General features: G+C 57.9%; 8 protein-coding genes. 6 read left to right on the top strand and 2 right to left on the bottom strand.

Features of this window, described 5'->3' with window-relative positions:
* Positions 1-231 precede the first annotated feature (231 nt).
* Both FY528_RS07035 and FY528_RS07040 read left to right on the top strand, forming a co-directional pair.
* Positions 232-723: a DUF4385 domain-containing protein gene (locus tag FY528_RS07035; protein ID WP_149070286.1), complete on the top strand. Its 492-nt coding sequence runs from the start codon at positions 232-234 to the stop codon at positions 721-723.
* Between the two features lie 148 nt (positions 724-871).
* Complete coding sequence (locus FY528_RS07040; protein WP_149070287.1) at positions 872-1,345, top strand: hypothetical protein; 474 nt, start codon at positions 872-874, stop codon at positions 1,343-1,345.
* 220 nt (positions 1,346-1,565) lie between these two features.
* Here the strand turns inward: FY528_RS07040 and FY528_RS07045 are convergent, their stop codons facing one another.
* On the bottom strand, positions 1,566-2,966 hold the full coding sequence (locus FY528_RS07045; RefSeq protein WP_149070288.1) for an inorganic phosphate transporter: 1,401 nt from the start codon (positions 2,964-2,966) through the stop codon (positions 1,566-1,568).
* Between the two features lie 299 nt (positions 2,967-3,265).
* Here FY528_RS07045 and FY528_RS07050 point away from each other — a divergent pair, with 299 nt between their 5' ends.
* Positions 3,266-4,786: a glycine--tRNA ligase gene (locus FY528_RS07050; protein WP_149070289.1), complete on the top strand. Its 1,521-nt coding sequence runs from the start codon at positions 3,266-3,268 to the stop codon at positions 4,784-4,786.
* Between the two features lie 97 nt (positions 4,787-4,883).
* Here the strand turns inward: FY528_RS07050 and FY528_RS07055 are convergent, their stop codons facing one another.
* A complete protein-coding gene (locus FY528_RS07055; protein ID WP_149070290.1) occupies positions 4,884-5,282 on the bottom strand; it encodes a hypothetical protein in 399 nt (132 codons plus the stop codon).
* A gap of 222 nt (positions 5,283-5,504) precedes the next feature.
* On the opposite strand from FY528_RS07055, the gene FY528_RS07060 reads away from it, so the two are divergent.
* The 3 genes from FY528_RS07060 (at position 5,505) to FY528_RS07070 (ending at position 12,411) form a co-directional block, all read left to right on the top strand.
* On the top strand, positions 5,505-7,940 hold the full coding sequence (locus FY528_RS07060) for an efflux RND transporter permease subunit (RefSeq protein ID WP_149070291.1): 2,436 nt from the start codon (positions 5,505-5,507) through the stop codon (positions 7,938-7,940).
* 130 nt (positions 7,941-8,070) lie between these two features.
* A complete protein-coding gene (gene ileS / locus FY528_RS07065) occupies positions 8,071-11,499 on the top strand; it encodes an isoleucine--tRNA ligase (RefSeq protein WP_149070292.1) in 3,429 nt (1,142 codons plus the stop codon).
* 255 nt (positions 11,500-11,754) lie between these two features.
* Entirely contained in the window at positions 11,755-12,411 is a 657-nt protein-coding gene (locus FY528_RS07070) for a lipoprotein signal peptidase (RefSeq protein ID WP_149070293.1), read from the top strand.
* Positions 12,412-12,460: the final 49 nt, after the last annotated feature.

The following is a 12,460-nucleotide window of genomic DNA, read 5'->3' on the forward strand; positions in this document are numbered from 1 at the left end:
CTTGTCCACAAGTTTTCCGCGTGTGGACAACCTCGGCTGCTTATCCACTTATGCACAGCCCTAACGACGGGGGATTAAAAAAGAGATTTAAAAAAAGACTTTTAAAAAGTTATTAACTGAGTGGATAACTCGGGGCCGTTTTCAGTTTGCCCGTTTTCAGTTTGTCCGTGTTCAATTGAGAACTGCTGCATACCGGGCAACTGAAAACGGGCTACTGAAGTATAGCCGGGTATGCCTTTCAACTACGACCAGAACTTTCACCAGTTGAATTTTCGGGAGCACCCGGAGCTTTACCGGGTGGGCAAGGGCGAGCAGGGGGTACTGCTGGTAGAGCCCTACAAGGGCGAGATTCTGCCGCACTGGCGCTTTCGCACGCCGGAAGTAGCCCAGGAGTCGTCGGAGCGCATCTACGCCCTGTTTGAAGACTATTTGCGCCAGGAAGATTTTGTGGGGGCCGACATGGCCCGGAAGTTTCTGCAGATGGGCTACACCCGGTCGCGGCGTTACGCCAACCACCGGGGTGGCAAGAAGTATGATGGTCCCGTGCCGGCTGATAAGAAGGGGCAGAGTGGCGCCCACGGGCGGGCCGAGCTACCCCGCGCCCCCGAGGACCCCGAAAAGGCGGCCGCTGCGCGCATTTTCAAGCAGAAGTGGGACGAGGCCCGCCTACACCCCGAGTACGTGCGGCAGCGCGCCGCTTTTGAGGCCCGCTACGGGAAGTAGGTGGTTACAAAAGCAGGTGGGTTGCAAGCGGGTCTGCCTTCGGTGTCAGAAACAAGCCTCTACCCCAAAACCATATAACCCTCTACTCATCCGGCCGTTCAACAATCAGCCTACCTTTGCGGACACCAACCCTAAATTCCATTCGCCAATGAGCACCCCTAATAGCATCGAAGAAAACGAAATCGTACTAGGCCAGGGCATGGGCCCGCTAAAGTTTGGCGCCAGCATGGATCAGGTGCGGGCCCTGATGGGAGAGCCCGAGGAAATCGAAGAGTCGGACGACGAAGACGAGTTTGAGCACCAGGCGTGGAACTACCTCGACGAAGGCTACTCACTTTACTTCGACCGGGAGGATGACTACCGCCTGAGCTGCATTGAAACCGACCACCCCGGCATGCGGCTTTTTGGGGAGTCCATTCACGGCCGTAGCCCCGAGGCTATCCAGGAGTTGATGAGTGAGCATGGCTACACGGCCAGCGAAACCGAAACCATGGAAACCGGCGAAATGCGCTTGTCCTACGAAAAGGAAATGATTGACCTTTACTTTGATGAAGGGGAGCTGCAGTTCATCAACTTTGGAGTGTTTATCAACGAGGACCTGGAAGTGCAGTGGCCCTCCTAATCCTAGTTATCCACAAAACACCCTGTTTTCCGTGTTGATAAGTGGATAAGTAATTCATAACCCGCTGGTTTCACCGACATTTCAGCTGGTTTTTAATACTGCTCTAACCTTAGATGGCATAATTCAAAAGTTATCCACTTCAAAGTGCTTCCATAAAAAAAGCCACCCAATCGGGTGGCTTTTTTGTGTATAACCAAGATTGCGCTTAGAAGTCAGCTACTTAAATGAGGGCCCGGAACAGCAGGAACAGGCCCCCCGCCAGGAACATGGTTACCGGCAGGGTGAGTACCCAGGCCATGGCAATGTTGCGTACCATCTGGGGGTTCAGGTTCTTGATGCCGCGGTTGGCCACCATGGAGCCGGCAATGGCCGACGACAGGACGTGGGTGGTAGAGGCGGGCAGATGGGCCCAGGTAGAAGCCCCGATCATGACGGCGGCGACCAGCTCGGAAGAAGCGCCCTGCGCGTAGGTCAGGTGCTCTTTGCCAATCCGCTCCCCAATGGTTTTCACGATCCGCTGCCAGCCTACCATCGTGCCAATGCCCAGCGACAACGACACCATCAGCAGCACCCACCAGGGAGCGTAGTCGGTGAAGGTGCGCATATTGGCAATGGCGTCGTCGTAGGTTTTGCGGTCGGCGGTGCTCAGGCTCACCTTCTCGCTGCTCATGATGCTCTTGGCCCGGCTGTACGTGAGCAGGATGGCCTTGCGAATCTGGAAACGCTCCGCCTGCGGCAACTGGCTGACATCGGTCTTGCCGGCAAAAATGCGGTCCAGCGCGGCCGTTTGCTGCTTTACCAGCTGCAGGTTGCCGCGGTCCTTCACCGACAGCTCGTTGGGGTCAATCTTGTTGATGACCAGTTCCACCTTGGTCAGCGAGTCGCGCATATCCAGGGGGTTCTTGTCGTTGTCCAGGGCGAAGAAGGTGGGCACAATGCCGATCAGAATCAGCATGATCAGGCCCACGCCCTTCTGCCCGTCGTTGGAGCCGTGGAAGTAGCTTACCAGCGTGCAGGTAGCTACCAGAATCAGCCGGATCCAGAGGGGTGGGGGTTTGCGCTTGTGCGGCTCTTTGAAGATGGCCTTGTTGCGCACGAAGCGCTTGAGCACAAACATCAGCAAGATGGTGAGCGTGAAGCCAAACAGCGGGCCTACCAGCAGGGCAATGCCCGTTTCGGTGGCTTTGCTCCAGTTCACGGCCGCCCCACCCGATTCGGGGAGCAGGGAGAAGGCAATGCCTACGCCCAGAATGGAGCCGATGAGGGCGTGGGAAGACGAGGCCGGAATGCCGTAGTACCAGGTGCCCACGTTCCAGATGATGGCCGCCAGGATGAGGGCCCCCACCATGGCCACGCCATGGTAGATGTTCTGGTCCACGAGGCTTTCTACCGGCAGCAGGTACACAATGCCCATGGCCACGCCGATACCGCCCGTGAGCACGCCGATGAAGTTCCAGAATGCCGACCAGATAACGGCCACCCAGGGCCGCAGGGTATTGGTGTAAATAACCGTAGCCACGGCGTTGGCCGTGTCGTGGAAGCCATTTACAAATTCAAACGCGCAGGCGGCTATCAGACACAGCAGTAGCAGCACCAGCACATGAGGCTCTAAGCCAAACATAAAAAGGGAGTTGGTGGGTAATCAGTTTTCAACAATCAAAGGTAGGAAGCCCATGAGGGGCGCAAGATTATGAAATTGTTACGCGCCGCCCTAACCGCGGACAGTTGGGACGCTAAACGCAGGAATATTCAACAAGTTGAGTTTCTTGAAGCCACATGCCCCGGATGCACTACTTTTGCTGACCGACACCCGGCCAGCGTGCTTTCCCGGCCGTTTCTTCGTCGCTACGTACTGCTTCCGTTACTTTGTGCGGGCCCCTGCGGCTTTGCCCTGACTTACTGACTTCGCCTTATTCTTCCATGAGCAACCCTGCCCAGAACTCCGCTGCCACTACCGAAAGCACCCTGGCCGACATCGTGTCGCACGCCAAGGAGTATGGTTTCGTGTTTCCTTCCTCCGAAATCTACGATGGCCTGGCTGCCGTGTACGACTACGGCCCCAACGGCGTGGAGCTGAAGAACAACCTCAAGCAGCTCTGGTGGAAGGCCATGACCCAGCTCAACCAGAACGTGGTGGGCATCGACGCGGCCATCTTCATGCACCCGCTCACCTGGAAGGCCTCCGGGCACGTGGATGGCTTCTCCGACCCGATGATTGACAACCTCGACAGCAAGAAGCGCTACCGCGCCGATGTGCTGCTCGAAGAAAAAGCCGCCGAGTACGAGAAGAACGGCGAAATAGCCCGCGCCGAAACCCTGCTGGCCGAAATGGGCCGCCTGCTCACGGCCGAGGACTTGGCCGGGGTTAAGCAGCTCATCATCGACGAGAAAATTCTCTGCCCCGTCAGCAAGACCGGCAACTGGACCGACGTGCGCCAGTTCAACCTGATGTTCTCCACGCAGGTGGGTGCCGTGGCCGAGGGCTCCAGCCTGATCTACCTGCGTCCCGAAACGGCCCAAGGCATTTTTGTGAACTTCCTGAACGTGCAGAAGTCGGCGCGGCAGCAGGTGCCGTTTGGCATTGCCCAGATTGGCAAGGCCTTCCGCAACGAGATTGTGGCTCGTCAGTTCATCTTCCGTATGCGGGAGTTTGAGCAGATGGAAATGCAATTCTTTGTGCGCCCTGGCACCGAAGGCGAATGGTACCAGCACTGGAAGGAAACGCGCCGCCGCTGGCACGAGGCCCTGGGCCTGCCCGCCGCCAAGCTCCGCTTCCACGACCACGACAAGCTGGCGCACTACGCCAAGGCCGCCGTCGACATTGAGTATGAATTCCCGTTCGGCTTCAAGGAAATTGAGGGCATTCACTCCCGCTCCGACTTCGACCTGACCCAGCACCAGGCCCTGAGTCGCAAAAAGCAGAACTACTTCGACAACGACATCAACCCCGAAACCGGCAAGCCCTACGGCAACTACGTGCCCTTCGTGGTGGAAACCTCGGTGGGTGCCGACCGCCTGTTCCTGGCCACGCTCTGCCAAGCCTTCCAGGAAGAAACCATTACCGAGGGCGAAGGGGAGGAGCAGAAAACCAAAACCCGCAAGCTGCTGCGCCTGCACCCGGCCGTGGCCCCGGTGAAAGCCGCCATCTTCCCGCTGGTGAAAAAGGACGGCCTGCCCGAGAAAGCCAACGAAATCTACCAGGCCCTGCGCTACGACTTCCGCGTTATTGTGGAGGAGAAAGATGCCATTGGGAAGCGCTACACCCGCCAAGACCTCATCGGCACGCCCTTCTGCATTGCCGTTGACCACCAGACGCTGGAAGACAACACGGTAACGGTGCGCCACCGCGACTCCCGCGAGCAGACCCGCATGCCCATCAGCGAGCTGCACGGCTACATTGGGCACGCCGTGAGCTTCTCGCGCATCTTCGAGCAGCTGTAAGGCGTCCTACCGGAGCCGGAACGGAAGACCACAAGAAAGCCCCTGGGTGCGCGCATCCAGGGGCTTTCTTGTGGTACCTGTAAAAAAGGAGAGCTGGCTAATTGTCGCCTAACCAGGCGGTGGCCTCACGGCGGGAGGTGAAGTAGTTGAACTCTACGTGCTCCGGGGGCAGCGTGGTGCCGGCCGAGTAGTTGCCGATCTGGTATTGATACTGGCCTTCAGAAAGCACGGCGGCTATGAAGATGGGGCGGTTGAAGGTGGCCGGAATATCGTTGATGAGCGGGGCCAGGATGTGTTCCTCCTCATCCGTCGGCGGGGCATTGCGCTTGAGGTCGAGCAAGAGCTTGCCGATGTTTTTCTGCAGCATTTCCTCCAGGGCCCGTTGGTAGGCCTGGCCAAACGACACCGAGAGCCGGGTAGCGTTGTAGCTGAGGTGCAGGGTTTCGGTGGCCGGATGGTAGGTGAGGGACGCTTCCGGCGTCTGGTACAGGGTCATGGCGGAGTGAAAACCAGTCAGAACTAAATAAAGTGCAAATTAAACCACACTTAATATTCTGAAATTTGGCCTTTTACGTAATCTGTTGCACACAAAGTTGTCTATAATTTGCGAAATCCTTCGCGTAGGAATACAACTATTTTTTGTCCTGAAGGTTCTGGTGCGCGGGTAACTTCTTCCGGCTGCCGGGCATTACGTACCTTTGCTGCATTTTAGCGGCCTATGTGGAGTAAACTCGCCCTTTTTATTATCAAGAACCGGCGGATTCTGGTCCTGCTCCTGGCCGCTATTACCGTGTTCATGGGCTGGCAGGCCCGCAAAGTCGAAATGACCTACGACTTTGCCCAGGTAGTGCGCCCCGACGACCCGGACATGGTGTACTTCCAGCGCTTCAAGCAGCGGTTTGGGGAAGACGGCAACGTGCTGGTGCTGGGCATGCAGGATAGCTCCGTGTATCAGCTGGGCAACTTCAACGAGCTGCGGCTCCTGACCGATACGCTCAGCAAGGTGGAGGGCGTAAACGGCATTCTGGGCGTGACGCGCCTGCCGCGCCTAGTGAAGGACACCACCACCCAGACGTTCCGGGCGGTGCCCATCTTCCGGCGCTTTCCCCAGACGCAGCTGGAACTCGACTCGCTGATGCGGGTCGTCAACTCCCAGGAGTTCTACAAAGGCCAGCTGATTTCGCCCACAACCGGGGCTACGCTGCTGGCCCTCACCATGGACCCCAAGTACCTGAACTCCTCGCGTCGGGAGGCGGTGATGAAGGAAATTCTGGGCCATGCCGAGCGGTTCCAGCAGAAGACGAGCATCAAGATGCACTACGCCGGCCTGCCCTACGTGCGGGCCACCATGACTACCAAAGTAGCCTCGGAAATGAAGCTGTTCGTGGGCCTCACCATCGTGATGATGGCCCTCACCCTGCTCATGTTCTTCCGCACGTGGTCGGCAGTGGTGTTTCCCCTGCTCATTGTGCTGATGGTGGTGGTGTGGTGCGTGGGCTCTATGGTGCTGCTGGGCTATAAGATTAATCTTCTTACGGGCCTGATTCCGAGCATCATCATCGTCATCGGCATTCCCAACTGCACCTATTTGCTAAGTCGTTACCACTACGACTACCGCAAATCCGGCAACCAGGTGCTGGCCATGACGCGGGTTGTGCGCAAAATCGGGCTGGTCACGCTCATGAACAATACCACCACGGCCATTGGCTTCGTGGTGTTCTGCTTTACCAACATTGCCATTCTGTTTCAGTTTGGGGCGGTAGCCACCATCAACATTTTCGTGGCCTTTGCGGTGTCGTTTATTCTGATGCCGATTGTGTTTACCATTCTGGCGCCCCCCACGCCCAAGCAGCTGGAGCACCTGGAAGCTAAGCCGCTTACCAAGCTGCTGGAGTTCTTCGACTACCTGGTGCTGGAGCGCCGCCGCACGGTCTATCTGGCGGCCCTGGTCTTTTCGGTGCTGGCTGCCGTGGGCGTTACCAAGGTAAAATCGGTGTCGTACATGGTGGATGACCTGCCCAAGGACTCGTCGGTGAACTCCGATCTGAAGTTCTTCGAGCAGCACTTCAACGGCGTGATGCCCCTGGAACTGGTGGTGAATACGGGCAAGAAGCGCGGCATTCTGAAGCTGAAAAACCTGGAGAAGATTGACCGCCTGGAGAAGTTTCTGCGCACCCAGCCGGTGCTGACCACGCCCGTCAGCATCGTCACGTTTCTGAAGGCTGCCACGCAGTCGTTCTACAACGGGGACCCCAGCTACTACCGCCTGCCCGACAACGACGAGAAAAACTTCGTGCTCAGCTACCTGGCCCGCTCCCAGTCGGTGAAAGGAGCCGAGGGGCAGCTCACCAACAAGCTGCTGCGCTCCTTCACCGACAGCACCGGCCAGGAAGCCCGCATCAGCCTTAAGATTGCCGATATCGGGTCCCAGAACCTCGATACGCTCATTAACAACCGCATCAAGCCCGAAATCAACCGCATCTTCAAGGGCACGGGCATGGAGGTAAAGCTCACGGGCACTACTATCCTGTTCACCAAAGGCAATGAGTACCTCATCGGTACGCTCAAGGAAAGCCTTGTTATAGCCTTTGTGCTGGTGGGCCTGGTGGTGCTGATTCTGTTCCGCAGCATTCGGGCGGTATTCTTCACCTTGCTGCCCAACTTCTTCACCCTGCTGCTCACGGGTGGTATTATGGGCTACTTCGGCATCCCGCTCAAGCCCAGCACGGCCCTCATCTTCAGCATAGCCCTGGGCATTGATGGCGACAACTCCATCCATCTGCTGGCCAAGTTTCGCCAGGAAATGGCCGTGAACGGGCGCCGGGTGAAGGCCGCCATCAGCACCACGCTCAGCGAGGCGGGCACCAGCATGATCTACACCAGCATTGTGCTGTTCCTGGGCTTCTCGGTGTTTGCCTTCTCCGAGTTTGGCGGTACCAAGGCCCTGGGCCTGCTCATGTCGGCCTCCCTGCTGATTACCAACTTCTCCAACCTGATACTGCTGCCCTGCCTGCTCGTCACCTTCGAGCACGGGGCCGATGAAGACACGATCAACCAGTCAGGCATCAAGCATTACGACGACAACTACCACGAGGAAGACGACGACCTGGAGCTGAACCTGGGTCGGATGCAGAAAGGGGTCTTGGGGTCTTAGGGTCTTGGGGTCTTAGATAGCGTGCTTGTGTAGCACCGTGCCGAAAGCACAATCCATGACTCTGAATCCCCAGGACCACGCCCATTAAAAACCAAGACCCCAAGACCCTAAGATCCCAAGACCCCAAAAAATGAACTACCCCGAATACAAGCAGCCGCTCAACTATGGCCAGGTTGGTACCGATATCCTGGCGTGGTGGAAGCAGAACGGCATCTTTGAGAAAAGCGTGAGCTCCCGCGAAGGGCAGCCCACCTTCGTGTTCTATGAGGGCCCGCCCTCGGCCAACGGCGCCCCCGGCATCCACCACGTGATGGCCCGGACGGTGAAGGACATCTTCTGCCGCTACCAGACGCTGTTGGGCAAGCAAGTAAACCGCAAAGGCGGCTGGGATACCCATGGCCTGCCCATTGAGCTGCAGGTGGAGAAGGAGCTGGGCATCACCAAGGAGGATATCGGCAAGAAAATCAGCATCGAGGAATACAACCAGCGCTGCCGCGAAACCGTGATGCGCTTCAAGGCCCAGTGGGACGACCTCACCGAGAAAATGGGCTATTGGGTGGACCTCGATGACCCCTACATCACCTTCGAACCCGAGTACATCGAAAGCTGCTGGGCCCTGCTCAAGAAGCTTTACGACAAAGGCTACCTCTACAAAGGCTACACCATCCAGCCCTACTCTCCGGCCGCCGGCACCGGCCTGTCGTCACACGAGCTCAACCAGCCCGGCACCTACCGCGACGTGAAGGACACGACCATCGTGGCCCAGTTCAAGGTAAAGCGGGACGAGAAGTCGGAGAAGCTGTTTGGTGGTCCATCTTGGTTAATCGAGAATACTGACGTATTCATTCTGGCTTGGACTACAACACCTTGGACACTACCAGCCAACACTGCTTTGGCTGTTGGCAAGAACATTCCTTACGTTCTTGTACGCACTATTAATCCTTACACCAAACAGTATATCCGGGTCGTTTTAGCGAAAGCGAGGTTAAAGAGCTACTTCTCTGAATTTACTGAAAATGGCAAGCCTATTCTGCCAACGTACTCAGATTGGGGAAGTCTAGAAAGGCAGATTCCTTGGGAAATAGAAGCCGAATTCACCGGGGTTGACCTCGTGGGCATCAATTACGAGCGGCTGTTCGGGCAGGATAAAGGCTTCCCGGCGTTTGAAGGAGAGGAACGCGCCTTCCGCGTAATTCCCGGCGACTTCGTGACCACCGAAGACGGTACGGGCATCGTGCACATCTCGCCCACGTTTGGCGCCGATGACTTCCGCGTGGCCCAGCAGAATGACATTCCCGCGCTGCTGGTAACCGACGACCAGGGAAAAATCGGCCCTGTGGTAGACCGCACCGGCCGCTACGTAACCCAGATGGGCGAATTCGGCGGGCGCTGGGTGAAAAACTACGATGGCCACGACCAGAGCGGAGCCGACTACAAAACCCTCGACGAAAGCATTGCCATCCGCATGAAAGGCGACGGCACGGCCTTCAAAGTAGAGAAGTACGAGCACACCTACCCGCACTGCTGGCGCACCGATAAGCCCGTGCTGTACTACCCGCTCGACTCCTGGTTTATCAAGACCACGGCGGTGAAGGACCGGCTCATCGAGCTCAACAAGACCATCAACTGGCAACCTGTTACCACTGGCACCGGCCGCTTCGGCAACTGGCTGGAAAACCTGGTCGACTGGAACTTGAGCCGCTCCCGCTACTGGGGCACGCCGCTGCCCATTTGGCGCACCCAGGATGGCACGGAGGAAATCTGCATCGGCTCTATTGCCGAGTTGAGCGCCGAAATCGACAAGGCTGTAGCCGCCGAGGTGATGACGCACAACCCCATTGCTACCGGGGAAATGAAGGATTTGCACCGTCCCTACGTGGATGATGTGTTCCTCGTGTCGCCCAGCGGCCAGCCCATGTACCGCGAAACCGACCTCATCGACGTGTGGTTCGACAGCGGCGCCATGCCCTATGCCCAGTGGCACTATCCGCTGGAAAACAAGGCGCAGTTCGAGAAGAATTTCCCCGCTGATTTCATTGCCGAAGGCGTGGACCAAACCCGGGGCTGGTTCTTCACCCTGCACGCCCTGGCGGTGATGCTGGAGGACTCGGTGGCCTACAAAAATGTAATGGCCAATGGCCTGGTGCTGGACAAGAACGGCAACAAGATGAGCAAGCGCCTCGGCAACGCCATCGACCCGTTCACGACCATCAGCCAGTTCGGCCCCGACGCCACGCGCTGGTACATGATTGCCAACGCCCAGCCCTGGGACAACCTCAAATTCGACCTGAACGGCATCACGGAGGTGCAGCGCCGCTTCTTCGGCACGCTCTTCAACACGTACTCGTTCTACGCCCTCTACGCCAACCTCGACGGCTTCCAGGCCCGTGAGTTCGACCGGGTGCCGTACGCCGAGCTGAGCGAGCTGGACCGCTGGATTCTGAGCAAGCTCCAGTCGCTGATTGTGGAAGTGCGCGGCTATTACGATGGCTACGACCCCACCAAGGCTGCCCGCGCCATCCAGGACTTCGTGACCGACCAGCTTTCCAACTGGCACGTGCGCCTCTCGCGTCGCCGTTTCTGGAAAGGCGAGCTGACCGCTGATAAAAAGGCCGCCTACGAAACCCTACAGGAATGCCTCGTGGTGGTGGCCCAGCTCATGGCCCCCATTGCGCCCTTCTTCGCCGAGTGGCTCTACAAGAACATGACGGACGGCATGCGCGAAGAGGCAGTGGCTAAGAACACGCCTTTGGCCCCCGAATCGGTGCACCTGACGCTGCTGGTGCAGGCCGATGAAACCCGCATCGACAAGGCGCTGGAAGAGCGGATGGAGCTGGCCCAACGCATTTCTTCGCTCACGCACTCCATGCGCAAGAAGTCGGTGCTGAAGGTGCGCCAGCCATTGCAGCGCATTCTGGTGCCAGTGTTCAACGACACCACCCGGGAGCAGGTAGGCAAAGTAGAAGACCTGATCTGTGCCGAGGTAAACGTGAAGCACGTGGAGTTCCTCGACGATACCAGCGGGGTGCTCGTGAAGTCGGTGAAGCCCAACTTCAAGCGCCTCGGTCAGCAGTATGGGGCCAAGTTGAAAGCCGTAGGAGCCCGCATTCAGCAGATGACGGCCGAGGAAATCAGCACCCTCGAAAAGACTGGCCAGCTGGCGGTGGAAATCGACGGGGAAGCCTATACCCTAGCCCCCGACGACGTGGAAATCCGCACCCAGGATTTGCCCGGCTGGCTGGTGGCCACCGACGGCCCACTTACGGTGGCCCTCGACCTAACCCTCACCGAGGAGCTGCGCCAGGAAGGCATGGCCCGCGAGCTGGTGAACCGCCTCCAGAACCTGCGCAAAGACAGCGGCCTGGAAGTACAGGACAAAATCCGCGTGACGCTGCAGCAGCAACCCGAGCTAGAAGCCGCCGTGCAGTCGTTCGGCGACTATATCCGGGAAGAAGTGCAGGCGCTGGCCCTGGATTTCGCCCCGGAAATCAGCGGGGGCTCGGTGCTCGAATTCGACGAGTACAACGTGCCCGTGCAGCTGGAAGTCGCAAACGGCTAAGTGTCAGGTGCCAACCGACTCCGTGAAAAGGTCGGTTGGCACACCGGCGCACAAAGCTTTCCGGCAGGCCGTCACATCGGTTAAAAAGGGCACAAAAGGCCCGAAAAATATATACTGGGGCTCCGAAGCAGAGTGAGGTGTCGCCGGCCGGAAAGTCTAAAATTCTTCGTCACTTTGTGCTACGAGAGGGGAGAGGTTCCGAGTCTGACAGAGCGTCAGGGCGAAGTCTCACTTCTAACCTCTCACTTCTACCGAATGAAATACTGGAAATACTACCTCGTGGCGCTGCTGGTCATCGTCATTGATCAGCTTTCGAAGTGGGCTGTACACCGCTACATGCCCCTGGGGGTGGCGGGCGAAATCCCGCTGCTCGGCGACTGGTTTAAGCTGCACTACACGCTCAACCCAGGCATGGCCTTCGGGGTAGAACTGCCGCCGCCCTACGGCAAGATCCTGCTGACCAGCTTCCGTCTGGTGGCCGTAACGGGCATTGCCTACTACATCTACCGCCTCTGGAAACAGCAGGCGCCTAAAGGCCTGTTGGTGTGCGTAGCCATGATTTTGGGCGGCGCTTTGGGCAACGTCATTGATTCTATCTTCTACGGCATTCTCTACAACAATGCGCCGTTTAATGCCCCTACGCCGTGGTTTCACGGGCAGGTAATCGACATGTTGTACGTGGACATCTACGAAGGCTTCCTACCCGCTTCCTGGCCGCTGGTGGGCGGCACGCATCTGTCGCTGTGGCCCATTTTCAACATTGCCGATTCGGCCATCTTCGTGGGCGTGGCCTGCATTCTACTCTTTCAAAGCAAGTTTTTCAGCCAGCACGATGACAGCCACCCGCTGGCCGCCGATGACGTAGCCGCCGCCCAGGCCCGCCACGATGCCGGAGCTACTGATGTACGATAGGTCCGTTTGACTACCTGGTAAAAGGCCCGCTGGATAGCTCTAGCGGGCC

Origin of the sequence: Hymenobacter lutimineralis (assembly GCF_008271285.1) — a bacterium.
Taxonomy (GTDB): domain Bacteria; phylum Bacteroidota; class Bacteroidia; order Cytophagales; family Hymenobacteraceae; genus Hymenobacter; species Hymenobacter lutimineralis.

Coding starts and splice junctions, on each gene's coding strand:
- FY528_RS07050 (WP_149070289.1), top strand. CDS start 3,266: ATGAGCAACCCTGCCCAGAACTCCGCTGCCACTACCGAAAGCACCCTG.
- ileS (WP_149070292.1), top strand. CDS start 8,071: ATGAACTACCCCGAATACAAGCAGCCGCTCAACTATGGCCAGGTTGGT.
- FY528_RS07040 (WP_149070287.1), top strand. CDS start 872: ATGAGCACCCCTAATAGCATCGAAGAAAACGAAATCGTACTAGGCCAG.
- FY528_RS07035 (WP_149070286.1), top strand. CDS start 232: ATGCCTTTCAACTACGACCAGAACTTTCACCAGTTGAATTTTCGGGAG.
- FY528_RS07045 (WP_149070288.1), bottom strand. CDS start 2,966: ATGTTTGGCTTAGAGCCTCATGTGCTGGTGCTGCTACTGCTGTGTCTG.
- FY528_RS07060 (WP_149070291.1), top strand. CDS start 5,505: ATGTGGAGTAAACTCGCCCTTTTTATTATCAAGAACCGGCGGATTCTG.
- FY528_RS07070 (WP_149070293.1), top strand. CDS start 11,755: ATGAAATACTGGAAATACTACCTCGTGGCGCTGCTGGTCATCGTCATT.
- FY528_RS07055 (WP_149070290.1), bottom strand. CDS start 5,282: ATGACCCTGTACCAGACGCCGGAAGCGTCCCTCACCTACCATCCGGCC.